19 protein-coding genes and 1 pseudogene are annotated in these 23,585 nt (G+C 71.0%); 9 read left to right on the plus strand and 11 right to left on the minus strand.

Annotated features, from left to right (window positions below; translation table 11 throughout):
- The first annotated feature begins 133 nt into the window (after nucleotides 1-133).
- From O2L01_RS20190 to O2L01_RS20215, 6 genes are all read left to right on the plus strand, one after another.
- Nucleotides 134-916: a fumarylacetoacetate hydrolase family protein gene (locus O2L01_RS20190; protein ID WP_270123838.1), complete on the plus strand. Its 783-nt coding sequence runs from the start codon at nucleotides 134-136 to the stop codon at nucleotides 914-916.
- Nucleotides 909-2,375 carry a glutamate--tRNA ligase gene (gene gltX, locus O2L01_RS20195; RefSeq protein ID WP_270123839.1) on the plus strand — a complete coding sequence of 489 codons (1,467 nt, stop codon included), beginning with the start codon at nucleotides 909-911 and terminating at the stop codon, nucleotides 2,373-2,375. The genes O2L01_RS20190 and gltX overlap by 8 nt, the downstream gene beginning before the upstream one ends.
- Nucleotides 2,376-2,467: 92 nt before the next feature.
- Nucleotides 2,468-2,803, plus strand: a complete 336-nt coding sequence (locus tag O2L01_RS20200) for a PadR family transcriptional regulator (protein WP_270123840.1) — start codon at nucleotides 2,468-2,470, stop codon at nucleotides 2,801-2,803.
- On the plus strand, nucleotides 2,800-3,072 hold the full coding sequence (locus O2L01_RS20205) for a hypothetical protein (RefSeq protein ID WP_270123841.1): 273 nt from the start codon (nucleotides 2,800-2,802) through the stop codon (nucleotides 3,070-3,072). Before O2L01_RS20200 ends, O2L01_RS20205 begins: the two co-directional genes overlap by 4 nt.
- A gap of 55 nt (nucleotides 3,073-3,127) precedes the next feature.
- A complete protein-coding gene (locus tag O2L01_RS20210; RefSeq protein ID WP_270123842.1) occupies nucleotides 3,128-4,210 on the plus strand; it encodes an HAAS signaling domain-containing protein in 1,083 nt (360 codons plus the stop codon).
- Nucleotides 4,211-4,538: 328 nt separating this feature from the next.
- Nucleotides 4,539-5,240 carry an aggregation-promoting factor C-terminal-like domain-containing protein gene (locus O2L01_RS20215; protein WP_270123843.1) on the plus strand — a complete coding sequence of 234 codons (702 nt, stop codon included), beginning with the start codon at nucleotides 4,539-4,541 and terminating at the stop codon, nucleotides 5,238-5,240.
- Nucleotides 5,241-5,301: 61 nt separating this feature from the next.
- Here O2L01_RS20215 and O2L01_RS20220 read toward each other — a convergent pair whose 3' ends face one another.
- The 4 genes from O2L01_RS20220 to O2L01_RS20235 all read right to left on the minus strand — a co-directional run bounded on the left by O2L01_RS20220 (nucleotide 5,302) and on the right by O2L01_RS20235 (nucleotide 8,038).
- On the minus strand, nucleotides 5,302-5,832 hold the full coding sequence (locus tag O2L01_RS20220) for an SRPBCC domain-containing protein (protein WP_270123844.1): 531 nt from the start codon (nucleotides 5,830-5,832) through the stop codon (nucleotides 5,302-5,304).
- A 9-nt stretch (nucleotides 5,833-5,841) separates the two neighbouring features.
- The gene (locus tag O2L01_RS20225; protein WP_270123845.1) at nucleotides 5,842-6,783 is read right to left on the minus strand and encodes a hypothetical protein; all 942 of its coding nucleotides are present in this window, start codon (nucleotides 6,781-6,783) and stop codon (nucleotides 5,842-5,844) included.
- 69 nt (nucleotides 6,784-6,852) lie between these two features.
- A complete protein-coding gene (locus tag O2L01_RS20230) occupies nucleotides 6,853-7,629 on the minus strand; it encodes a carbonic anhydrase (RefSeq protein ID WP_270123846.1) in 777 nt (258 codons plus the stop codon).
- 49 nt (nucleotides 7,630-7,678) lie between these two features.
- Nucleotides 7,679-8,038 carry an ArsR/SmtB family transcription factor gene (locus O2L01_RS20235; protein WP_270123847.1) on the minus strand — a complete coding sequence of 120 codons (360 nt, stop codon included), beginning with the start codon at nucleotides 8,036-8,038 and terminating at the stop codon, nucleotides 7,679-7,681.
- A 140-nt stretch (nucleotides 8,039-8,178) separates the two neighbouring features.
- On the opposite strand from O2L01_RS20235, the gene O2L01_RS20240 reads away from it, so the two are divergent.
- Nucleotides 8,179-9,408: an MFS transporter gene (locus O2L01_RS20240; protein ID WP_270123848.1), complete on the plus strand. Its 1,230-nt coding sequence runs from the start codon at nucleotides 8,179-8,181 to the stop codon at nucleotides 9,406-9,408.
- 325 nt (nucleotides 9,409-9,733) lie between these two features.
- Here the strand turns inward: O2L01_RS20240 and O2L01_RS20245 are convergent, their stop codons facing one another.
- From O2L01_RS20245 to O2L01_RS20260, 4 genes are read right to left on the minus strand one after another with little or no spacing between them, the layout of a single operon-like run.
- Entirely contained in the window at nucleotides 9,734-12,166 is a 2,433-nt protein-coding gene (locus O2L01_RS20245; protein WP_270123849.1) for an SMC family ATPase, read from the minus strand.
- Nucleotides 12,166-13,320: an exonuclease SbcCD subunit D gene (locus O2L01_RS20250; RefSeq protein WP_270123850.1), complete on the minus strand. Its 1,155-nt coding sequence runs from the start codon at nucleotides 13,318-13,320 to the stop codon at nucleotides 12,166-12,168. Before O2L01_RS20250 ends, O2L01_RS20245 begins: the two co-directional genes overlap by 1 nt.
- A 34-nt stretch (nucleotides 13,321-13,354) precedes the next feature.
- Nucleotides 13,355-15,082 (minus strand): ATP-binding protein, encoded by a 1,728-nt coding sequence (locus O2L01_RS20255; protein WP_270123851.1) that lies wholly within the window; start codon nucleotides 15,080-15,082, stop codon nucleotides 13,355-13,357.
- Nucleotides 15,075-15,788, minus strand: coding sequence for a pyrimidine reductase family protein (locus O2L01_RS20260; RefSeq protein WP_270123852.1), 714 nt, complete (start codon nucleotides 15,786-15,788; stop codon nucleotides 15,075-15,077). The genes O2L01_RS20255 and O2L01_RS20260 overlap by 8 nt, the downstream gene beginning before the upstream one ends.
- Before the next feature lie 114 nt (nucleotides 15,789-15,902).
- Here O2L01_RS20260 and O2L01_RS20265 point away from each other — a divergent pair.
- Nucleotides 15,903-16,073: pseudogene (locus O2L01_RS20265) on the plus strand (VapC toxin family PIN domain ribonuclease); the annotation flags it as partial.
- 16 nt (nucleotides 16,074-16,089) lie between these two features.
- On the opposite strand, the gene O2L01_RS20270 reads toward O2L01_RS20265, so the two are convergent.
- Nucleotides 16,090-17,397, minus strand: a complete 1,308-nt coding sequence (locus tag O2L01_RS20270; RefSeq protein ID WP_270123854.1) for a D-arabinono-1,4-lactone oxidase — start codon at nucleotides 17,395-17,397, stop codon at nucleotides 16,090-16,092.
- A gap of 90 nt (nucleotides 17,398-17,487) precedes the next feature.
- Here O2L01_RS20270 and O2L01_RS20275 point away from each other — a divergent pair, with 90 nt between their 5' ends.
- Nucleotides 17,488-18,720 (plus strand): amino acid deaminase/aldolase, encoded by a 1,233-nt coding sequence (locus tag O2L01_RS20275; protein WP_270123855.1) that lies wholly within the window; start codon nucleotides 17,488-17,490, stop codon nucleotides 18,718-18,720.
- A gap of 59 nt (nucleotides 18,721-18,779) precedes the next feature.
- On the opposite strand, the gene O2L01_RS20280 is transcribed toward O2L01_RS20275, so the two are convergent.
- Both O2L01_RS20280 and O2L01_RS20285 read right to left on the minus strand, forming a co-directional pair.
- Nucleotides 18,780-21,416, minus strand: a complete 2,637-nt coding sequence (locus O2L01_RS20280) for a transglycosylase domain-containing protein (protein ID WP_270123856.1) — start codon at nucleotides 21,414-21,416, stop codon at nucleotides 18,780-18,782.
- Between the two features lie 449 nt (nucleotides 21,417-21,865).
- Complete coding sequence (locus tag O2L01_RS20285) at nucleotides 21,866-23,518, minus strand: FAD-binding dehydrogenase (protein WP_270123857.1); 1,653 nt, start codon at nucleotides 23,516-23,518, stop codon at nucleotides 21,866-21,868.
- Between the last annotated feature and the right edge of the window lie 67 nt (nucleotides 23,519-23,585).

The raw sequence follows: 23,585 nt of genomic DNA on the forward strand, positions 1-23,585 counted from the left end.
CGCGCTGCAGGCACCGCGCGGCCGGCGACAGCGTGATTCAGCCGCGCTCCGCGCGGTAGTGCGTCGACCCCGCCCCGACCCCGAACTAAGCTGAGGCCGCAAGGTCAAACCAGTCTTCAGAGAGGGGCCGACTGTGCGGATCGCGCGGATCGCTCAACCCACCGGCATGTCCTTCGCCGTCCTGGAAGGCGAGGGCTCCGGTGCCACCGCGGCCGAGATCGAGGGCCACCCGTTCGCGCAGATCAAGCTCACCGGCCAGCGCTGGGCGCTCGAGGACGTGCGGCTGCTCGCCCCGATCCTGCCGTCCAAAGTGGTGTGCGTGGGGCGCAACTACGCCGACCACGCCGCCGAGCTCGGCAACGAGGTCCCCAAGGAGCCCCTGATCTTCCTCAAACCGTCCACTTCGGTGATCGGCCCGAGCGAGGCCATCCGGCTCCCGGCCGTCGCCGACCAGGTCGAGCACGAGGCCGAGCTGGCCGTCGTGATCGGACTGCACGGCGCGCGCGGGCTCGACCGCGAGGCCGCGAAGAGCGCGATCTACGGGTACACCTGCGCCAACGACGTGACGGCGCGCGACATCCAGCGCCAGGACGTGCAGTTCACGCGCGCGAAGGGCTTCGACTCGTTCTGCCCGATCGGGCCGTGGATCGAGACCTCGCCCGAGGTCGACATGGCCGACGCCGAGGTCCGATGCGAGGTCAACGGCGAGGTGCGGCAGCTCGGCTCGACGAAGGACATGGTCTTCGACCCGGCCGCGATCGTCGCCTACGTGTCGCAGGTGATGACGCTGCTGCCGGGCGACGTGGTGCTCACCGGCACGCCCGCCGGCGTGGGGCCGCTCCAGGCCGGCGAGACCGTCTCCGTTTCCATCGCCGGCATCGGCACACTGTCCAACAAGGTGGTTCCCAGTGAGTAACGTCCGCACCCGCTTCTGCCCCAGCCCGACCGGGACCCCGCACGTGGGCCTGGTGCGCACCTGCCTGTTCTCGTGGGGCTACGCCCGGGCCAAGGGCGGCGAGTTCGTGTTCCGCATCGAGGACACCGACGCGGCCCGCGACACCGAGGAGTCCTACAACCAGCTGGTCGAGGCGCTCTCGTGGCTGGGCATGACCTGGGACGAGGGGCCCGACATCGGCGGGCCGTACGCACCGTACCGGCAGTCGCAGCGGCTCGACGTGTACGCGGACGTCATCAAGCGGCTCCTCGACGGCGGATACGCCTACGAGGCGTTCTCGACCAACGAGGAGGTCGAGGCCCGCCACCGCGCCGCCGGGCGCGACCCGAAGCTCGGGTACGACAACTTCGACCGCGACCTCACCGACGAGCAGAAGGCCGCCTTCCGCGCCGAGGGCCGCAACCCCGTGTACCGGATGCGGATGCCCAACGAGGACATCACCTTCCGGGACGCGGTGCGCGGCGACGTGACGACCCCGGCCGGCACGGTGCCCGACTACGTGATCGCGCGCGGCGACGGCTCGCCGCTGTACACGCTCACCAACCCGGTCGACGACGCGATCATGAAGGTCAACATGGTGACCCGCGGCGAGGACCTGATGCCCTCGACGCCGCGCCAGATCGTCATGTGGCGCGCGCTCGTCGAGCTGGGCATCGCCGACGCCGAGCCCGAGTACGCGCACCTGCCGCTCATCGTGGACGAGCGCGGCAAGAAGATGTCCAAGCGCGACCCGCGCTCGAACCTCCTGCAGTACAAGGAGGCCGGGTACCTGCCCGAGGGCGTGCTCAACTACGTGGCGACCCTCGGCTGGTCGATCTCGGGCGACCGCGACGTGTTCACCGTGGCGGAGTTCCTCGAGGCCTTCGACCTGCACGACGTGAAGTCGAACCCGGCGAGGTTCGACGAGAAGAAGTTCGACGCGATCTGCTCGGACCACTTCCGGGCGGTCGACGCCGGGGAGCTCATCGGGATGCTCGTGCCGCGCCTCCAGGACGCCGGGCTGCTCGGCGCGGAGGTCACGGCCGAGCAGTCGCATGTGCTCGAGGTGGCCGTGCCGCTCGTGCAGGAGCGGTGCACGACCCTCGCGCAGGCCGTGGAGATGCTGCGGTTCCTGTTCTGCGGCACCGAGGTCGAGCTCGACGAGGACAGCGCGAAGAAGACCTTCAAGGACGATGCGGCGCAGGTGCTCGACGCCTCCATCGCGTCCCTCGAGGGCATCGACTGGACCACCGCGGCGATCGAGGAGGCCCTCAAGGCCGCGCTCGTGGACGGCCTGGGCCTCAAGCCCCGCAAGGCCTTCGGCCCGGTGCGGGTGGCGATCAGCGGCAAGACCGTCTCGCCGCCCCTGTACGAGTCGATGGAGCTCCTGGGCAAGGACGTGAGCCTCGCGCGCCTGCGCGCGGCCCGCGCCACCTTCTAAGCGCCGCAAGCGAAACGGCCCCGTCCATGCGGACGGGGCCGTCCGCGTTCGCACGCGTCCACTACTGTGCATTGCATGGTACTGTGGATTGCGTGGACAGATCGCAACTGCTCAAGGGCCTGCTCGACATCATCGTCCTGCGCGTCCTCGAGCGCCAGGACGGCTACGGGTACGAGATCCTCAACCGGCTGCGCGCCGCGGGCTTCGACGAGCTCGGCGACGCCTCCGTCTACGGCACGCTCCGGCGGCTCTACCGCGCCGGCTACCTGTCCACCTACGTGCAGCCGAGCGACTCGGGCCCGCACCGCAAGTACTACGCGCTCACCGAACCCGGCCGGAAGTACCTCCGCCAGGCCCGCGAGGCCTGGGAGGACGTGAGCGCCAAGATGCGAGTGCTGTTCGACGTGCCCACGGAAGGCCGACCATGACCCACACCCCGACCGACGCCGACTACCGCGATGCCGTCGAGCGCCACCTCGACGTCCTTCTCCAGGAGATCCGCCTCGACCTCGCCGCCGGCCTGCGCGCCCACCTCGCGGACGTCGCCGCCGGACTCCGGCCCGGCGAGACCCTCGAGCACCGCCTCGGCAGCCCCGAAGCGTGCGCCGCCGCCGTCCTCGGCTTCAGCAGCGCCCTCGAAACCTTCGCGCACGACCATGCAACGGCGCCGCCGCCGCGACCGGTCTTCACAGCATGAGCACCACCCGACTTCCACCCGCAGCCTGCAACGGTCAGCCAAGAAGGGCAGCACCATGACGACCACACCCGACCGGTCCACCGAGATCGCGTCCTACCTGGCCGCGGTCGAGCGGCACCTCAACGACCTGCCCTCCCACATCCGGCAGGACCTCATGTCCGAACTCGACGCCCACCTGACCGAGGTCGCCGCCGACCTCGAACCCGGCGCCGTCCTCCGCGACCTCCTCGGCAGCCCCGAGGCCTACGCCCGCGAACTGCGCGAGACCGCCGAGGTCGACAAGGAGCCCGTCACCACCCGCATGCGCCGCAAGCTCTCCGAGACCGCCGCCCCCGCCCTCGCCGGCCTCAAGGGCGCCGCGGACCGGTACGCCGCCAGCACCGGCCACGCCGACGCCGCCGAACTGCGCGAGCGCCTCCGCCCCGGCTGGTGGGTCCTGCGCGGCGCGATCGCCGCCGCCCTCTTCGTCTACTGGCTCTCCGCCGCCCAGTACGGCGTCACCGGGTACTCGATCTTCGGCTCCCTCCCGGGCCTGCTGCTCATGGCCGCGGTGCTGCTCGTCTGCGTGTGGGCCTCGATGCGCCTCGGCGCGAAGTCCCTCGAATGGCGCGGCCGCCGCCGCCGCTGGATGATCGCCGGCGGGATCGCGCTCGTCGCGCTGGCGGGCTACCAGTTCGCGTGGCTCTACACGGCCTCCTCGGTCGACCTCATCTCGTCGGCCGGCTACGAGGACGACACGTACACGTACACGCAGGGCCAGGACGTCACCGACATCTACGCCTACGACGAGAACGGCAACCCGCTCACGGGCGTGTACCTGTTCGACCAGAACGGCAACCCGCTGTGGATCGGCGACCCGTACGCGTGCGAGACCGCCCCCGGGAACCCGTTCGACGCGCCGCCCACGGACGAATGGGGCAACGAGCTCGAGGAGCCGACCGCCACCGCCGACGACGCCCTCGGCTACCAGTACCCGCTGTGCGCGGGCGGCGCGGACGGCGCGGACGGCATCGCCCCGTCCGAGTCGGAGACGGCGGAGGAGCAGGCGAGCAGCGAGCTCCCGACCGAGAGCGCGGGCGCGGAGCAGTCGACCGCGCCCGCCCCGAGCGAGACCCCAAGCGACTCGCCGACCGAGTAACCCGAGGACCGGCCCCGCCGCGCGGCGGGGCCGTTTCCGGTCTTTCAGGACGATTCGGCCATGTTCACGTTCCACTATGACATTGATCTCAGTGGACCTCCGGCGCAGAAGGTCTGCCGGGGCGGGGCGGTGTCAATCGGCCGTTCGGAGGAGGCCCGCCGCCCGGGTCCCAGGAGGGGTGCCGCAGACCGCGCGATACCGGCGCTATCGGGCGAGACGGGCACCCGATAGGTTCGCTCGCATGTGGAGATGTGCCGTATTGGGGCGATTACTCAGCGGTACGGTCGGAGGTTTCGGGGCCCCTAGGGTTGCCCCGATGTTTACCCGCATGAAGCCTTCCCGTGCGCGGCACCGAGCCGAAGACCCCGAGCGGCACCCCGCCCGCAAGCGCGTCCTCGTCTCCGCTGCCGCCGTGCTCTTCGCTGTAGGCACCGCCAGCAGCGCGAGCGCCGCGATCATCAACACCGACGACCCGACCCCCGAGGAGCAGATCGCCGCCGAGATCGTCGCGGACGCCGGCAGCAGCGACCGCCAGTGGGACCAGGTCGCCCCGATGGAGAGCATCCTCCCCGTCAAGGCGTTGTCGGCCGAGCCGACCGAGAAGACCGCTGCCGCCGAGGTCCCCGAGCCCGAACCCGAGCCCGAGCCCGAGGCGCCCGCCGAGGAGAGCACCGAGTCCTCCGACGACGGCGGCGGCAGCGTCGACATCGCCGCCGACTGCTCCGAGTACTCCGGCAACAAGGCCATCGGCTGCACGATGACCCTCGAGGCCGGCTGGGACATGGACGAGGTCGGCTGCCTCATCAGCCTCTGGGACCGCGAGTCCGGCTGGGACGAGACCGCCTACAACTCCGGCTCCGGCGCCTACGGAATCCCCCAGTCGCTCCCCGGCGACAAGATGGCCGCCAACGGCGACGACTGGGAGACCAACCCGGCCACCCAGATCGCCTGGGGCCTCGACTACATCGAAGGCCGCTACGGCAGCCCCTGCGGCGCCTGGTCGCACAGCGAGTCCAACGGCTGGTACTAGAACACGCCTAAGCTCGAAACGAAAGCAAGCGGACCCGGAGTTCGCTGACCCGAGAGAGGCCCTAGCGCATCCGCGCCGGGGCCTCTCGCCCGTCCAGCGCCGCTTCCAGGCGGTTGAACAGGAACTGCAGGCTGCCGCGCAGATGCGCCTCGTCCTGCGAGCCGTCCCCGATGAGCGCCGTCAGCGCGAACTGCTCCGTGTAGTCCAGGCGGGTCCCGCCGTCCTCCGGCGCGAGCTCCACCGTCACCAGCGACACGGTCCGGCGCACCCCGTCGACCTGCAACTCGTAGCCGTAGACGAGCCGGCGCGGCGCCACCAGGTCGAAGAAGTGCGACCGCCACTCCACCAACTCAGGGGTCCCCGACGGTGCGAACAGCGCCCGCGCGGTCTCGCCCCCGCCGACCCGGAAATCCAGCTCGTGCGCCGCGTCCTCGCCGGGGATGCGGAACCAGCGGTCCCGCAGCGGGAATTCCGCGAACGCCGCCCACACCCGGTCCGGAGCCGCCGCGAGCACCCTTGAGTGCACCGCCGTGCCGTGCACGACCCGGTCGATCCCATTGCCCGCCAAGGCGTCCGTGCGCTGTTCTGCCATGCGCCGAGCCTAGCGCCCCGGGCCGCCGTCCCCGGTCTCCAGCGACGCCGCCCGCACCGAGCGCAGCAGCAGCCGCGGGTCCCCGAGCATCCGCTTCAGACGCCGCTCGAGCCCCGCGATCGGCGTCAGGTTCTGCGGCGCCCGCGCGTCCTTGTGCGCCGCCGAGCCCAGCGGCGGCAGTGACGCCGCGGTCGCGTCGGCGAGCGCGATCGCCGCCTCCTCGCTCAGATCGTCCGCCGCCTCGAGCCGCGCGATCCCCGCCCAGCCCCGCGACGACGTGCCCGGCAGCCGCAGATACCACGTGTACCGCGGCCAGCCCGACATGAGATGGAAGACGGGCGTCCGCTGGCCCGGCCGCAGCCGCTCCACGACCGCGTTCAACTCGCCCTGCAGATACGAGCGGTGATGGCTCTTGATGTACCCCACCGAATGCGGCAGGCGCGTGCGCCCCCGCAGCGGGCCGTCGAGCACCGACAGCTCCGCGTCCATGGTCACCAGCGACGACACCTTCGCCTCCAGCTCGGCCATCGCCGCCTGGGCCGTCGCGATGAGCTCGCCCGGATCCGCCGACTCCGCCTTGCGGAACGGGTAGCGCCCGAAATCGGCGCCCGGATCGACCGCCGCGAACAGGCCCCGCTCGACCGCGACCTCCACGACCGCCGCCTCAGGCGACGCGTGCCCGTCCAGGTCGCACGCCACGGCCCCGGCCGCCCACGACACGCACACGCCCGGCCAGCGCTCGCCGTCCTCGAACAGCTCCACGCGGGCGTCGATGCGGCGCACGCCGTCGACCACGACGATCCGGCGCGGCCCCGAAGCGGGCGCGTCGACCGGCCGCCAGTCGGCCGGCTCGAGCTCGACCCCGGCGTTCACGATGGCCTGGTTCGAGCGCGAGGGCGACTCGGGGTTGTCCGCGAAGGACGGGTCCCAGGCGTCGACGGTGATCTGCAAGGCGCACCTGCTTTCCAGAACGATTGCGGCCCAGACTACTGCTCACCGTCGACGCCCTCGCGGGCCGCGCTACGAAATCTCGGTCACCAGGCCGGTCTCGAGCGAGTACACGCCCCCGACCACCGTGAGCTCGCCGTCCGCGACCAGCTCGGCCAGGTTCGGGTGCCCCTTGAGCGCTTCGATGGTGAGCAGCACGTTCGCCTTGATCATCGCGTCGACCGGGTCGCCCGACTCGCCCTTCGCCGCCTCGTAGGCGGGCCGGAGGGCCTCGACGGTCTCGGGGAGGGCGTACTCGTGCTCCTCCAGCTCGGTGCCCTCCTCGGCCGCGAGCAGCGCCTCGTGGGCGGCCGTGACCGCGCCGCACTTCTGGTGGCCGAGGACGACGAGCAGCGGCGCCTCGAGCGCGGCCGGGCCGTACGAGACGGACTCGGAGACGAGCGGGTCGAAGACCTCTCCGGCGGTGCGGGTGACCATGATGTCGCCGACGCCGGTGTCGAAGATCAGTTCGGGGGCGACACGGGAGTCGACGCAGCTGAACACGGCGGCGCGGGGCGCCTGGCCTTCGACGAGGGATTCGCGCCATTGGACGTCGGCGTGGGGGTGGACGGCCGCGCCGTCGGCCCAGCGCTGGTTGCCGTCGAGGAGGGCCTGCCAGATGTCCTCGGCGTTCTCGAGGTCCTGCAGGTCGGGGACGCCGGCGGTCTGCGCCGCGGCGTCCTCGCCGCCGATGCCGCCGCCGTCGGCGCTGCAGGCGTCGAGGGCGAAGACGGAGACGACGCCGAGGCCTGCGGCCCCGGCGGTGGTGAGGAGTGCGCGGCGATTGCCGCGAATGTGGAGTGTGCTCATTTCCTCATAGGTACTTGAGCCTTCAAGTTGAACGACACGTGAACATCCTTCACGTGACGTCGGTCTCGTCGGGCTCCCATGCGACGACGAGATCGAGCAGGCCGGGGAAGCGCGCGTTCAGGTCGTCTTCGCGGATCACGTTGCGGCGCTCCAGACCCACCTGGCGCTGGCGCACCACGCCGGCCTCGCGGAGGACCTTCCAGTGGTGGGTCCTGGTCGACTTCGGACGGTCGATCTTGAACCACCCGCAGGCGCGCTCCTCGCCGTCCCCGTCGCGCAGGTACGCGCGGACGATGCCGAGGCGGAGGGGGTCGCTCAGGGCGCTGAGGACCTTCTCGAGGCGGATCTCCTCCCTGGTCGGCTCGGGCAGGAGGCCGGTCTCGGACTCGGCGGCGGCTGGCGTCGGCATCGGAGCTCCCGGTGTCGTATCTCACGGACGGCTAGTACGACTTGCATCGTACTACGGAACTATGTTCGACTCTACTCGAACTAGTTCGACATTACTCGTACTTCCATCCGTGAAGGAGCCCCGCCGTGAAGGAATCCGTCGTGGAAGCGCCCCCCGTGGCCCCGCCGCACGTCAGTGCTCGACCGCTCGACGCCCCCGCCGCCGCGTGGGCCTGGCTCGCCGCCTGGCCCATCGCCTCCGTCTTCATGCTCGCCAACGTCGCCGCCCCGCTGTACGTCGTCTGGCAGGCGGAGTTCGGGTTCTCGAAGGGCACGCTGACGGCGATCTTCTGCTGGTACATGGTCGGCATGGCCGTCTCGCTCCTCGTCTCCGGGCGCGTCTCGGACCGCTTGGGCCGCAAGGCGGTCCTGCTCCCGGCGCTCGGCCTCGGACTCGTGGCGGCGGTCCTGTTCGCCACCGCCGAGGGCGTGCCGGCCCTCTCGATCGGCCGCGTCCTCGCCGGGGCCGCGAACGGCGCGCTCGTCTCGGCGGGCGCCGCCGCCGTCACCGACCTCGCGGGGCCGGGACGCAAGCGGCTGGCCGCGCTGCTCGGCTCGGTCGGCGTCGCGGTCGGCACCGGGTTCGGCCCGCTGTGGGGCGGCGTGGTCTCCGAGACGCTGCCGGCGCCGACGTCCACGGTGTTCTGGATCCAGATCGCCCTGCTGCTCACCGCGATCGGGGTGGTCGCGCGGATGCCGCTGGCCCGCCCGGCGGACTCCGGCAGCGGCGGCTGGATCCGGGTGCCGCGCGTTCCCGCCGAGTCGCGGCGCCGGCTGCTCGCGGCCGTCGCGGTCGCCGGTCCGGCGCTCGCCACGACTTCGTTCATGCTCTCGCTCGCGCCGTCGCTGCTGAGCGAGCAACTGGGGACGGACAACCGGGTCGTCGCGGGCGCGGTCGCCGCGGTGGCGTTCACCGCTTCGATCCTGAGCCAGGTCGCGTTGAAGCGGCTCACGGTCGCGCGGCTCATGGTCACTGCGGCGGCCGGGACGATCGCATGCGCGGCGGGCCTGCTCGCGGCGGTCGCGACCGCGGCTCCGGCGGTGCTGCTCGTCGCGGCGGCGTTCGCCGGCGCGGCGCAGGGTCTCGGGTTCCTCGGCGGCCTGTCGATGCTGAACCAGGCGGTGCCCGCGACGGCGCTCGCGGAGGCCAATGCGGCGTTCAACATCAGCATCTATGCGCTCGCGGGCGGGCTGTCGCTCGGGCTCGGGTACCTTTCGGACGCGATCGGGCTCGGGACCGCGATCGATGATTTCGCGTACGCGCTCATCGCGCTGACGCTGATCGGGCTGGTGCTCACGGCCAGGGAGGCGAAGGCCGAGAGGCGGCGCTGACCGGGCGGCCCGGCGCCGAAGGCGTCGCCGAGCCGTTGAACCGTCCCGAGGCAGTCCCCCGCCCTCCCAGGGGGGCGACCCCGATCCAATCCTGTCGCGCGGGTCCGACAAGAAACCGCCTTCATTTCGGCACAAGCCGGGAACTCACCCGATCGAGTGAGCAGCGACCGAGTGCGGGCAACGTCAAGCGAGCCGAGCCGGGCGGACCGGGGCGGTTCAGGTGGTGCCGGACAGGGGCCGGCCAGGTTCGGGTCGAGGCCGGGCATGGGCCAGCGGGCGGGTTCGGGTCGCGCCGTGCCGATTCAGGTCCGGTCGCTCCCGCCGGTCAGGTCCAGGTCTTCTCGACGTGGGATCCCTTGGCGTCCTTGGTGACCCGGAACCGCACCGGGACCCGTTCGGCGAGTTCGGCGACGTGCGTCACCAGGCCGACCGTGCGGCCCGCGGAGAGCGTCAGCGCCTCAAGCGTCGTCGCGACCGCGTCCAGCGTCTCCGGGTCCAAGGTCCCGAAGCCCTCGTCGAGGATGATCGACTCCAGGCTCGCCCCGTGCCGCGACAGGCTCGCCAACTGATCGCTCAATGCGAGCGCCAGCGAGAGCGAGGCCGCGAAGGTCTCGCCGCCGGACAGGCTCCGCGCCGGGCGCGGCATGTCCGCGTCATGATGATCGACCACCCAGAAGTCCTGCTCGCGGTAGACCAGGTCGTACTGTCCGCCCGTGATCCGGTTGAGCATCACCGTCGCACCGGCCACCAGCTCGTCGAGCGCCTCGCTGAGCAGCCACTCCATGAACTTCCGCGCATCGAGGTGCCTCGCGAGCTCCTTCGCCACCAGCGCCTCGCCCGCGAAGCGCCGCATCTCGGCGTCGAGGTCGATGCGCCGCTTCCGCGCCTCGGTGAGCGCGGCCGCATCGGCCCGCGCCACCTCCACGGCGGTCGCGTGCCGCGCCACGTAATCCCCGCCGGTGCCGTTGCGCGGCACTTCGACGTTGAACTCGCCCAAGGCGAACCGGAGTTCCCCGCGCAACGTCTCGGCGCGGCCGTCGAGGCCCGCGAGCTCGGTGCGGGCGGCCTCGCGTTCGGTTCCGGCACGTTCGAGGGACGCTTCGGCCCACGCGACGAGCGCCTTCCAGCTCGCGGCCAGCTCGTCCCCGGCGGCGGGCGGGCCGAGCACGGCCACCTGGTCGCGGGCGTGCTGGAACTCCTTCCACGCCCGCTGCTGCCGCTCGTCGGCGGTCGCCTTGCGCTTCTCGGCCTCGCGCAGCGCCCGCCGCGCGGCCTTGAGGGCCGCGCCGGTGCCCGCGAGCTGCTGCCGGGCCTCTTCCGAGTTCGCTCGCTGCTGCTGCAGCACAACGGGTTCGGGGACGTTCTCGAGCTTCTTCTTCAGCCGCCGCTCGGCGAGCTGCAGCTCGGTGAGCCGCTCCTCGTAGTTCTCGAGCTTCGTCTGGATCGCCACCACCGCGGCCTGCGCGTCTCGGAACTCCACTGTGGCCGTACGGGAGGCTTCTTCCGCCTGCTGCATGGACTCCGAGAGGTCGTGTTCGGGCACCTCGTCCACGGGACGGTCGCAGACGGGGCATTCGTCGCCCACTTCCAGTCCCGCCCTGAGGGTCCCGGCGAGTTCGGCCATGCGGATCTTGTGGAGCACCGCGTGCTGGATCTCGACCTCTTCCGAGGCGGCCTCTTCGAGTTCTTTCGCCTCGGCGAACTGGTCGCGCAGCTCCTCGGTGAGTTCGAGGCCGGTCTTGAGTTTCGCCTCGGTCTCGGCGAGTTCGGCCCAGGCCTTGAGCTGCCGTTCGATCAGGCCGAGGTCGAGTCCGTCCAGTTCGGACCGCAGTCGCTCGTCCTCGGTCTCGGTGGCCTCGACTTCGGCCGCCTTCTCGGCGACGGCGCTCGCCGCGGCGGCGACCTGCGCGGCGATGTCCGCGACCCCGGACGGCTGCTTGATGTAGGTGAGCGAGGCGAGGTTCGCCTCGGCCTCGTTGAGCCGGCGCCGGGCGGTCTCGACGGCCGCGGCGAGGCCGTCGAGCGCGTTCGACTTGTCCCGCACCGGTTCCGAGAGCTTCTCGAGGCGCTCGACGCGTTCGGCGGCGTGCCTGATCTGCTCCTCGGTGACGGGCGCGATGCCCGCGAGCTGCGTCTCGTACGCCTGGCGCTTCGCGTCCGCGTCGACGAAGCGGGTGCGGGCGCGCTGCTGGATCGCGCGGTACACGCTGTGGCCGAGCAGGTTCTCGAGGATGTTGCGCCGGTCCGCCGAGGAGGCGCGCAGGAACTCCGCGAACTCGCCCTGGGGGAGGAGCACGCACTTCGTGAACTGCTCGAACGGCAGGCCGATGATGCGCTCGGCGGCGAAGTTGACCTCGTTCGGGCTGCCGCCCAAGGCCTTCCCGAGGCCTTCGACGAGCTCGGTGTCCTCGGCGGGGTTCACGCCCTCGGGCAGCTGCTCCATCGCGGCCGTGGTGGTCTTGACCTTGCCGTTGCGGTCGCGCTTCAGGATGCGGGTCGCCACGTAGTGCTGCCCGGCGGCGCTGAACACCAGCCGCACCCGTCCCTCCACTGAGGACGGCGCGAGGGAGTTCTGTGTCGCGGACTTGGGCCAGCGCGGCGTGCGGCCGTACAGCGCGAAGCAGATCGCGTCGAGCACGGTGGACTTGCCGGCGCCGGTGGGACCGGTGAGGGCGAAGAACTCCGCGTCGGTGAAGTCGAAGGTCTCGGACCCGGTGTAGGAGCCGAAACCCTGGAGGTCGAGTCGGATGGGCCGCATCAGGCCTCCTCGGTGACGGTCTGGGTGTCTTCGTAGAGCTGCGCGAAGAGCTTGGTGACGGCGGGGTCGTCGTGCTGGTGCTCGGTGAGGTAGGCGGCGAAGAGGTCGCCGGGGCTGCGTCCGGAGCGCCGTTCGCGCGGTTTCGCGTCGTCGGCGCGCATCACGGGGTCGATGTGGATCTGGACGGCGCGGGGGAAGAGGTCGGCGACCTCGCCGCGGAGTCCGGCGCGGGCGGGTTCGGTGACGAAGACGCGCAGCCAGGCGCGTTCGTCCACTTTGGCCTTGGCGAGGTGTTCGAGGGTGCCGCGCACGGTCTGGAGCGGCACGGCCGCGGTGAGCGGGACGGTGCGGGGGCGGGCGGGGACGCCGGGGGCGACGTCGACGATGGCGACGCTGGGCGTGTGGTCCTCTTCGCCGAAGTCGACGGCGAGCGGCCCGCCGGAGTAGCGGATCGGGCAGGGCCCCTGGATCGCCTGGGCCTTGTGCAGGTGTCCCAGGGCCACATAGGAAGTGGTGGGCGGGAAGATCGCGGCGGGGACGGCGTAGTCGGCGACGGTGTGGACCTCGCGTTCGCCGCCGCCCACTTTGCCGCCGACGACGGTGAGGTGTCCGGTGAAGAGGTTCACGGTGTCGGCGGTGAAGTCGTGGGTGAGCGCGGAGACGAGGCGGCGCAGGTGGTCGGCGTAGTTCGCTTCGGCCCCGGCGGCGCCGAGTTCGAAGAGTTCGGCGGCGCGCACGGCGTGCCGCTGGGCGATGAACGGGAGGGCGGCGCAGCGCCAGCGTTCGCCGCTCGCGGTCTCCCCGGTGACGAGGTGGTCGGAGGCCTTGCCGAGGGAGCCGCGCAGGTGGATGCCGGCGGCGTGGGCCCAGTGGCGCAGGGCCTCGAGGGCTTTGCCGTTGTCGTGGTTGCCGGCGATGACGACGACTTCGGCGCCGGTGCCGCGCAGCGCGGACAGGGCGGAGAAGAGGAGCCGCTGGGATTCGGCCGAGGGCGAGGCGGTGTCGAAGAGGTCGCCGGCGACGATGACGAGGTCGACGGCTTCGTCGCGGGCGATGTCGACCATCTGCTTGAAGACGGCGCGCTGCTCGTCGAGGCGCGAGCGGCCCTTCATGGTGACGCCGACGTGCCAGTCGGACGTGTGGAGAATCCGCAAGGCTTGCTCCTCTGGACGGTCTGGTGGCCCGACTCTAGAACGGGATGTCGTCTTCGTCGTCCCCGGCGAGGTCGAACGGGTCGACCTTCGCGGTGGGGGACATGGCGCGGCCCGACCGCGCGGTGGGGGCCGGGGCCGACCCGGCCTCGGCGGGGCGGGTGGCCCAGGCGGGGAACGGGAAGTTCACCACGAGCGGCACGGGGAGTTCGGGCTGGGCCACGAACATCGTGCCGGGTTTGGCCATGAGCACGCGCATGCGCTGGGCCTGCGTGAGGAACCCGTACTCGGGGCGGGTCGCCTCGGCGGCGTCGAGGCGGCCGACGACGCGGATCGCGGAGTTCGAGGCGATGCGCCGCTCCACTTCGGACGCGGTCTGCTGGGCGCCGATGAGGATGACGCCGAGGGAGCGTCCGCGTTCGGCGATGTCGAGCAGGATGTCCTTGATGGGGCTGGTGCCCTCGCGCGGCGCGTACTTGTTGAGCTCGTCGAGGACGACGAACTGGAGCGGGCGGGCGGTGCCGGCCTTCTCCTTGCGCTCGAACTCGGTGCGGAGCACGACGCCGACGACGAAGCGCTGCGCCCTGTCCGGCAGGTTGTGGAGGTCGACGACGGTGACCTGGGCGTCCGAGGTGAGCACGGCGCCCTTCGGCGGGAGGTCGCCGCGGATGAGCCGCCCGATGTCGCGCCCGGAGGCGATGAGGCGGCGGATGAACGCGTTCACGGTGCCGAGGCCGATCGCCGAGCCGGCCCATTCGGTGCGGGTCTCGTCGTCGGAGAGGCGTTCGCAGATGAGGTCGACGAGGTCGCGGTAGCTGGTGAGCAGCTGCCCGTCGACGCTGATGGCGCCGTTGTCCTTGGGGCGGGCCTCTTTGCGGAGGCGGGCGGCGACCTGGTGGACGACCATCGTGTACTGCTGGCGGTCGTCGTCGCCGTCGGCGAACACGAACGGCAGCAGGCTGAGCTGGCAGAATTCGGCGAGCGTCCAGTAGAACGCGTCCACCCCGGTCGAGCGGCAGGCCACGTCGGGGATGCCGTTGGCGTCGCCTTCGCGGGGCGGCGCGAGGACCTCCACGGATTTGAACGCGCCGGGCTCCATGCCGAGACGGCGGTAGGAGTCGCGCACGGTCTCGTCGATCTTGGTGTTGTCGTGGTCGAGGAGCAGCAGGTCCTCGCCCTTGACGTTGAAGATGAGCGCCTTCGTGTTCGCGGCCTCCGCGCCGAGCGCGCCGGAGTGCAGGAGCGAGTAGAGCATCCAGGTCGCGAACGAGGTCTTCGTGGCGACGCCGGAGATGCCCGAGATGGAGACGTGCGCGCCGCGCGTGCCGTCGAGGAAGTCCGGGTTGAGGAACACCGGCTGCCCGTCCCGCGAGAACCCGAGGGGCACTTGGCGGGCCATGCCGTCGAAGTAGAGGGCCCGGTCGCGGTCCTCGCCGGCGGCGCGCTGCACCTCGGCGCCCGGGCGCGGCGGCACGAACACCTCGGGTTCGACGCGCGTCACCGTGACCTCGGCGGCCTCCTGCACCTGCGCGGGCAGCAGGCCCCCGGCGATGTCGAACACGTCCGAGTCGAACTGCGCCCCTTCGTGACGCGAGCGCACCGAGGTGACCACGCCGGAGATGCGGACCGTGCCGACCCCGGGCACCTGGCGCTCGGTGGTGAGCACGTCGTCGAGCTGGGCGTACGCCTCCGGTCCGACGCCGACCCAGAACGACAGGGGCGTCGCGTCCTCCGTGCCGAGCACCCGGCCCACCGATTCACTCATCGGTCGATCCTCGCAGATACCGCAGGATGAGGTTCCCCCCGGCTTCGATGACGTGTCGCAGCTCCAGGGGCCGCGCCTCGGCCGCGGCGCGGCCTTCGGCGACGCGCACGGGACCGGCGCCGACCAGCAGCGGCGAGATCGTCAGGTCGAGTTCGTCGGCGAGGTCGTCGGCGATGAGGTCGCCGAAGACGCGGGGCCCGCCCTCGCAGAGGATCTGGCGCAGCCCGCGCCCGCGCAGGGCCGCGACCGCGGCCGGGAGGTCCACGGCTCCGGTGCCCGCGGCGACCACGTCGGCGACCTCCCGGAACGGTTCGAGCTGCGTCTCGGGCAGGTCGGCCGGGACGACCACGATCGGGCGGCGCGGCGCCTCCGTGAAGATCCCCGCCTCCGGGTCCAGCCCGGCGAGGCTGCGCGAGACGACGGCCATGACCGGCACCTCCGGCAGGCCCTGCGCGCGGCGCCAGGCCATCCGCTCGGCGGAGAGGACCAGCGGCCCGTACCCTTCGGCCGCAACCGTTCCCGAGCCCGCCAGGAGCACGTCGCAGCGCGCCCGCAGGACCTTGAACACCCGCTTGTCCTCTTCACCCGAAAGGGGACCGGAGAGGCCCTCCAGGGTCGCCGCGCCGTCCGCGCTGGAGACGAAGTTGACCCGCAGCCAGTCGGCGGCGGGCGGCGCGTACGCCGCGTAGACCTCGTCGTCGGTCATCTCATCGAGTTTTCGGAACCGCACCTCTGCCACGGCAAGAAGGTAGCCCACGGCCCCGACATCGATATCACAGCTCCCGACGGTGACCTTGAGACCGCGCACCGGACCCGCAAGGATCACGACGGTTTGGAACTCGATCTCGCCGACACGGTCGGCGTCGCGCTGGCGGGACGGTACGGCGTCAACAGGATCTTTACGCTCGACCAGCGGGACTTCCGCGCGATCAAGCCGCTCACCCCGGGGTTCGACGCGTTCGAGATCCTGCCGTTCGACCGAAGCCACTGAGCGCAAGGCGAACCGTTCAGTCCCCGAGGACCCGCTCCAAGTACGGGTTCGAGAAGCGCCGGTCGGGATCGACCTCTTTCCTCACCGCGAGGAAGTCGTCGAAATGCTCGTACAGGTCGCCCAGCCGCTCGGCGTCCAGCGCGTGCATCTTCCCCCAGTGCGGGCGCCCGCCCGCCGCGTCGAAGATCGCCGCGCAGTCCTTGAAGTACGGCTCGTGGTCGTGCCGGTGGTACTGGTGCACCGCAACGTACGCCGTCCGCCGGCCCTGCGCCGTCGAGAGCCAGATGTCGTCCGCGGCCGCGAACCGCACCTCCACCGGGAACGACACCAGGTGCCGCTCCCGCTCCACCGTCGCCTGCAGCTCCCGCAGCACCCCTGGCAGCGCCTCCCGCGGCAGCGCGTACTCCATCTCCCGGAACACCACCGACCGCGGCGACGCGAAGACCCGGTGCGACACGTCCGTGTACTCCCGCGCGCTCCACACCCGGCCCGCCAACCTGTTCAGCTTCGGCACCATGGCCGGGAACCGCACGCCCACCCGGTTGCTCGCCTCGAACAGCGTGTTCTCGGTGAAACCCTCGCTCCACCAGTACGACAGGCGGCTCGGCGCCCGGCTCGGCTCCGACATCGCGTACCGGTTGTTCCGCTTCGTCAGCGTCCGCGCCGTGTGCGGGAACCAGTAGAACTCGAAATGGTCGTTCTCCGAGACGAGCTCGTCCAGGTTGTCCAGCACCGTGTCCAGCCGCTCCGGCCGCTCGACCGCCTTCAACCGGAACGCCGGCACGCACTGCAGCGTCACCTCGATAATCACCCCGAGCGCCCCCAGCCCCAGCCGGGCCGCCGCGAACAACTCCGGCCGCTCGAACTCCGTACAATGTACGACCGAGCCGTCCGCGAGGATCAGCTTCAACCCCTTGACCTGCCACGCGAACCCCCGGTACCGGTCACCGGTGCCGTGCGTCCCCGTCGAGATCGCCCCCGAGATCGTCTGCCGGTCGATGTCGCCCATGTTCTCCAGCGCCAGCCCGTGCGCGTCGAGGACCTCGTTCAACCGCCACAGCGGCATCCCCGCCTCCACCGTCACCAGCCCCGACCGCGGATCCACCGCCACGACCTGGTCGAGACCGCCCATGTCGACCTGCACGCCGTCCGCCACCGCGATCCCGCTGAACGAATGCCCCGCCCCGACCGCCTTCACCCGCAACCCGTCCGCGGCCGCCGCGGCCACCGCCGCGGCCAGCTCCTCCACCCCCGCGGGCCTGACGGTGCGGGCGGGGTCGGCGGTCTCGGTGCCCGACCAGTTCTGCCAGATCGAGGATCCCACGGCAGCTCCCATAGCTACTCCGGTTGAATGTGAGGCGAACTTCACGGTAGCTTTCATCTAACCCCAAATACGCTGCCGAAGGGAAGTCGGATGGGCCACCAGCGAATCAGCGGGGCCGACGCCCCCGCCGCGCTCGAACACCGCTTCGCCGAACTCGGCCGCGCCACGGCCGGGCTCCAACCCCCGTTCGCCGTCGTCGACCTCGCCGCCTTCGACACCAACGCGGCCATCCTGCGCCGCAACGCCATCGGCAAACCCCTCCGCCTCGCCAGCAAGTCCCTGCGCTGCCGCGCCCTCATGCGCCGCGCCCTCGCCCAACCCGGCTTCAAAGGCATCCTCGGCTTCACCCTCCCCGAAGCCCTGTGGCTGGCCGAGGAGTTCGAGGACATCGTCGTCGCCTATCCGACAGCCGACACCGACGCGCTGCGCGCGCTGGCCGCCGACGACGAGCTCGCCCGCCGCGTCACCCTCATGGTCGACTCGGTCGAGCACCTGGACTTCCTACGTTGCCACGTCGAACCGAACCCGTCCCGGCCGCTGCGCCTCTGCCTCGAACTCGACGTCTCGCTCGAACTCCTCGGCGGCCGCGTCCACATCGGCGCGCACCGCTCCCCGGTCCGCACCCCCGAACACGCACTCGACATGGCCCACGAGATCGACAAGCGCCCAGGCGTCGACCTCGTCGGCATCATGGGCTACGAAGGCCAGATCGCGGGCGTCCAGGACGCCTTCTCCGCCGCCGCCCTGAAATCCCCGCTCGTGCGGCTCATGCAGCGCGTCTCCCGCATCGAACTCGCCGAACGCCGCGCCGAGGCCGTCGCCGCCGTGCGCAGCGTCGCCGACCTCGAATTCGTCAACGGCGGCGGCACCGGCTCCGTCATCTCCACCGCCGCCGACCCGTCCGTCACCGAGATCGCCGCCGGCTCCGGCCTGTACTCGCCCGCCCTCTTCGACGGCTACCGGTCGATCCGCCCGATCCCCGCCGCGTTCTTCGCACTGCCGGTGGTCCGGCGCCCGCGCCCGGGCATCGTCACCGCCCTCGGCGGCGGCTGGATCGCCTCGGGCGCGCCTGGCCCCGACCGGCTCCCCAAACCCACCTTCCCCGCCGGGATGCGCTTCTCGAAGACCGAAGGCGCAGGCGAGGTCCAGACCCCGCTCAAGGGCCGCGCGGCCGACGGCCTCGCCATCGGCGACCGGGTCTGGATGCGCCACGCCAAAGCCGGCGAACTCGCCGAGCGCGTCAACACGATCCACCTCGTCCGGAACGGCGAACTCGTCGACGAGGTCCCCACCTACCGCGGCGAAGGCCACGCCTTCGCCTGAGCGCCGCAACGCGGAAGGGCCCGACGGGGATTCCCGCCGGGCCCTTCCGCGTGCATCGATCAGTCGTGGTTGCGGCCGCCGCCGCCACCGCCGCCGCCTCCGCCACCCGGCTCGCACAGGCCGAGCGCCTGCGAGAACGGGTCGCACGTGTCCTGGCCCGGCGGCGGCGTCGCCGCCACGCACTTCGTGTCGCCCGGGTTCGCCACGCAGTACGCGCTGCTCGCGTCGATCTTCCCCTGGTCGTTCAGGATGTCATCCACGATCGGACTGCCCGCGTGCGTGGCCTCCGACCAGGCCTTGACCTCATACCCCTCGGACTCGATCGCGCCGTTCATGAACTTGATCCACACCGGGTAGCTGAGCTTCGAACCGTAGACGCCGTCCGTGCCGCCGTCCTTGTTCAGCAGCGGCGCGGACTCCGCCGTCGCGTTGCCCACCCAGGCCGCGATGCTCAACTGCGGGATCGCGCCCACGTACCAGGTGTGCGCGTTCGCGTCCCCGTACTCGTCGCCCGCCTGCCAGGTACCGGTCTTGCCCGTGAGCGGCCGATCGCCGTCGATCTTGTCGCCCTCACCGGTGATGGTCGAACCCACGAACTGCAGATTGCGCGCGATGCCCGCGTCGATCGCCTGGTACGACTCGAGCTTCCGCTGCTCGGGGACCTTGTTGCCGTCGCGGTCGTACACCGCCTCGACATAGTGCATCTCGTTGTACTTGCCGTCGGCCGCGATCGTCGCGTACACGCTCGCCATGTACGACACCGAGGTCGGGTACTGCCCGAAGCTGATGTGGTAGTAGAACGGCGAGTTCTTCGAGTCCAGGTCCAACTCGGTCTTCTTCGGCGTCACACCGTCGTCCTCGTAGCCGTCGAGCGAGGCGTAGAGGTCCATGTTGCCGTTCGCGTCCGTCTCGAACGAGCCGTCCTCGTGCTCGATGACACCGTGCCGCGAGTAGGTGATCGTCCCGTCCGCGGCGCGGTAGAACCGGTACGTGACCGCGTTGCCGTTCTCATCGGTCTGCGTCAACTGCCGCAGGCCCATGTCGACCGCGGTCTTCAGGATCGAGGTCGCGCCGTACTTCTCGGCGATCGCGTACATCGGGGTGTTCTTGGACTGCCGCACCGCCTCGGTGAGGGTCATGTGGTCCGGCCCGTTCGTGTTCGAGCCCGCGTTCGAGATCGTGGGGTCCTCGAAGTCGGCGAGGGACTCGAACTCGCGCGGCGACTGGGCGTTCCACCACGAGTCGATCGACGCCCCGTTCTCGATCGCCGTCGCCGCCGTGATCATCTTGAACGTCGACGACGGCGGGTGCGGGTTCTCCAGGCCGGCCTTGTCGATGCCGAGGCCGTTCTGCCCGCCGTAGTAGCCCAGCACCCGGCCGGTGCCCGGCTCGACCGCGACGACGGCGCTGGCCATCGACGCGTTGTACTCGTAGAGCGCCGCGTCCTTGTTGTTGTTGACGAACTCGAAGTAGCCGTCGTCGTTGACGTACTCGGCCGCTGCGGCGGCGTTCTCCACGCCGACCGGGTTGCCGTCGTCGTCGACGGGCTCGCCCGCCTCGTTCTCCTGGCGCTTGAGGTCGCCGCGACCCGCGGTCGACACGGCCTCGGCCTGGATGTCCGGGTCGAGGGTGAGCTCCACGGTGTAGCCGCCGGTGTTCGCCTCCTTGCCGTAGAAGTCCTCCTGCGTGAGGCCGTAGCGGCTCTCCAGCTCGTCCCAGACGTAGCCGTCGGTCGGGTTGGTGATGAAGCCGGTGGGCGTGTCGTGGCCCCACGTGCCCGGGTTCTGCAGCGCCTTCTGGGTCTCGGGCATGCCGGCGTCCAACTGCGTCTGGATCTCCGCCAGCTGCTCATCGCTCAGGTCGTCGGTCAGCGTCAGCAGGGACTCCATGCCGAAGGTCCAGCGGTCGAGCGGGGCGGTGCTCTTCTCGTCGGCGATGAGCGGGTCGAACGAGCCGTCACCGGCCTTGACCTGCATGACCAGCATCATGCCCTCGGCCCAGGTGAGGTCTTCGACCTTCTTGTTGAACCAGACCTCGGCGGCGGCCTCGATGCCGTACGCGCCGCGGCCGTAGAAGTTGAGGTTGAGGTAGTGGAGGAGGATCGTCTCCTTCGAGTTGTCCTGCTCCAGCTTCATGGCCATGACGGCCTCGCGGGCCTTGCGGCCGTACGAGATGTCGCCGCGGATGTCGGTGACCATGCCCGCGTACTGCTGGCTGATCGTCGAGGCGCCCTGCGTGTCGCCGCCCTTGAGGTTGTTGACCAGGGCGCGCATGGTGCCCTTGTAGTCGACGCCCTCGTGCTCGAAGTAGTCCTTGTCCTCGAGGGCCAGCAGCGACCAGATGACCTGGTCGGGGATGTCCTCGTAGTCGTCCACGAGCTTGCGGGTGTACTCGCCGTAGCCGGCGATCGGCGTCTCGCTGCCCGCGAGCGTGAACGTGGTGGACTCGCCGAACTCGAGGTCCTCGGGGGCGGGGACGCTCTGGAAGAACCAGGACCCGGCCACGGTGATCGCGCCGAGGAACATCAGGCACGCCATGATGAGCGCCGCGTAGACGCGGCGGCGGCGCACCGACATCTTCTTCTTCTTCTTCTTGCGCCCCTGCTTCGCCGCGCCGGGGACCGGCTTCGGCTTCGCCGCGCCGACCACGGACGCGCGGCCCATGTTGCCGCCGCCGGCGACCGACGGCGGGCCCACCGGAGCGCCGGAGGGAGCACCGGCGGGAGGGCCGGGCGGGGGACCGTAGGAAGGACCGGCAGGAGGGCCGACCGGCGGTCCGGCGGGCGGACCCGCCGGAGGACCTACCCGCGGGCCTGGAGGGGGACCGGCCTGGTGGTGCGGGGCAGGGTGCTGAAAGTCGCTCATGCTCAACCATCCACGAGTTGTGAGGTGCCGACCCGCGGCGTGCGGCCTGCGATCGGCTTCGGCGAGCGCTGCTGAGGAGCAGTTAGGCTGGCGCCCGCAGAACCTTGGATGTTAGCGGACCACGCCCGGTAGGCGAGGAGTGCTCGGTTTCCCGGGTGAGGAAGGCCGCTTATCGACCACCTTAGACCCTTACCGCCACACGGTAACCGGCACGCCGGTGACGAACCGGTACACACCGTCACCACCCGGCAGCACCCCCCGCGGCCCTGCCGTTCACCTTGCTACCCGGCCGCCTCCTTCGCGACGCCCCGCGCGGCCTGCCTCCCCGAGAACAGGCAGCCGCCCAGGAACGTGCCTTCCAGCGACCGGTACCCGTGCATCCCCCCGCCGCCGAACCCGGCCGCCTCGCCGGCCGCGTACAGGCCCGGCAGCACCGAACCGTCCGCCCGCAGGACCCGGCCGTCCAGATCGGTCTGCAAGCCGCCCAAGGTCTTCCGTGTCAACAGGTTCAACCGGACCCCGATGAGCGGCCCGGCCTTCGGGTCGAGCAGCCGGTGCGGGCTCGCGACCCGGATGAGCTTGTCGCCGCGGTAGTTCCGCGCCCCTCGCAGGGCCGTGATCTGCAGGTCCTTCGTGAACTTGTTGTCCATCTCGGCGTCCCGCGCCTCGACCGCCGCGCGCACCGTCTCGTAGTCGAGCAGCCCCTCGCCGGTGATGCCGTTCATCTTCGCCACCAGCTCCGGCAGCGTCGCCGCCACCGCGAAGTCCGCGCCGTGCTTCTTGAACGCCTCCACCGGCGCCGGAGCGCCCGGCAGAACCCGCTTGAGCAGCAGCTTGATGTCCTTGCCCGTCAGATCCGGGTTCTGCTCGGACCCGGAGAGCGCGAACTCCTTCTCCAGGATCTTCTGCGTCAGCACGAACCACGTGTATTCGTGGCCCGTGGTCATGATGTGCTCCAGCGTGCCCAGCGTGTCGAACCCGGGGAACAGCGGCGCCGGAAGCCGCTTCCCGGTCGCGTCCAGCCACAGCGACGACGGCCCGGGCAGGATCCGGATGCCGTGGTGCGGCCAGATCGGGTCCCAGTTCTCGATGCCCTCGGTGTAGTGCCACATCCGGTCGCGGTTGATGAGGTTCGCCCCGGCCGCCTCGGCGATCCCGAGCATCCGGCCGTCCACATGCGCCGGCACGCCCGAGATGAGCCGCTTCGGCGGCTTTCCCAGCCGCTCGGGCCAGTTCTGCCGCACCAGGTCGAAGTTCCCGCCGATCCCGCCCGACGTGACGACCACGGCCTCGGCGCCGAGTTCGAACTCGCCCAGCGCCTCCCGCGTCGTCGCCACCCCGCGCGCCGACTCGTCCGGGGAGAGGAGCGTCCCCGAGACGCCCGTGACGACCCCATCGGTCGTTACCAGCTGATCCACCCGATGGCGGAACTTGAGCTGCAGCTTCCCGTCCCGCTCGGCCTGCCGCACCCGCTGCGCGAACGGCTCCACGATCCCCGGTCCCGTGCCCCAGGTGATGTGGAAGCGCGGCACCGAGTTCCCGTGCCCCTGCGCCGTATAACCCCCGCGCTCGGCCCACCCGACCACCGGGAAGAACCGCACTCCCATGGCGTGCAGCCAGGCCCGCTTCTCCCCGGATGCGAAGTCCACGTACGCCTCGGCCCACTTCCGCGGCCACTCGTCCTCCGGCCGGTCGAACCCGGCCGTCCCGAGCCAGTCCTGCCACGCGAGCTCGTGCGAGTCCTTGATCCCCATCCGCCGCTGCTCCGGCGAATCGACCAGGAACAACCCCCCGAACGACCAGAACGCCTGCCCCCCGAGCGACTGCTCGCCCTCCTGCTCGAGCACCGTCACGCTCTTCCCGAGCCCGACCAGCTCGACAGCAGCGGCCAACCCGGCCAACCCCGCCCCGACAACGATGACGTCACTGTCCATCGCCCACGCCTCCCCAGCAGCACACGACGCCTACTGGCGCGTAGCGTCAATATGCCAGCCTCGCGAC

This window comes from Glycomyces lechevalierae (genome assembly GCF_027622945.1).
Taxonomy (GTDB): Bacteria; Actinomycetota; Actinomycetes; order Mycobacteriales; family Micromonosporaceae; genus Glycomyces; species Glycomyces rutgersensis.

Coding starts and splice junctions, on each gene's coding strand:
- O2L01_RS20205 (WP_270123841.1), top strand. CDS start 2,800: ATGACCCACACCCCGACCGACGCCGACTACCGCGATGCCGTCGAGCGC.
- O2L01_RS20210 (WP_270123842.1), top strand. CDS start 3,128: ATGACGACCACACCCGACCGGTCCACCGAGATCGCGTCCTACCTGGCC.
- O2L01_RS20215 (WP_270123843.1), top strand. CDS start 4,539: ATGAAGCCTTCCCGTGCGCGGCACCGAGCCGAAGACCCCGAGCGGCAC.
- O2L01_RS20220 (WP_270123844.1), bottom strand. CDS start 5,832: ATGGCAGAACAGCGCACGGACGCCTTGGCGGGCAATGGGATCGACCGG.
- O2L01_RS20230 (WP_270123846.1), bottom strand. CDS start 7,629: ATGAGCACACTCCACATTCGCGGCAATCGCCGCGCACTCCTCACCACC.
- O2L01_RS20235 (WP_270123847.1), bottom strand. CDS start 8,038: ATGCCGACGCCAGCCGCCGCCGAGTCCGAGACCGGCCTCCTGCCCGAG.
- O2L01_RS20245 (WP_270123849.1), bottom strand. CDS start 12,166: ATGCGGCCCATCCGACTCGACCTCCAGGGTTTCGGCTCCTACACCGGG.
- O2L01_RS20255 (WP_270123851.1), bottom strand. CDS start 15,082: ATGAGTGAATCGGTGGGCCGGGTGCTCGGCACGGAGGACGCGACGCCC.
- O2L01_RS20260 (WP_270123852.1), bottom strand. CDS start 15,788: ATGACCGACGACGAGGTCTACGCGGCGTACGCGCCGCCCGCCGCCGAC.
- O2L01_RS20275 (WP_270123855.1), top strand. CDS start 17,488: ATGGGCCACCAGCGAATCAGCGGGGCCGACGCCCCCGCCGCGCTCGAA.
- O2L01_RS20285 (WP_270123857.1), bottom strand. CDS start 23,518: ATGGACAGTGACGTCATCGTTGTCGGGGCGGGGTTGGCCGGGTTGGCC.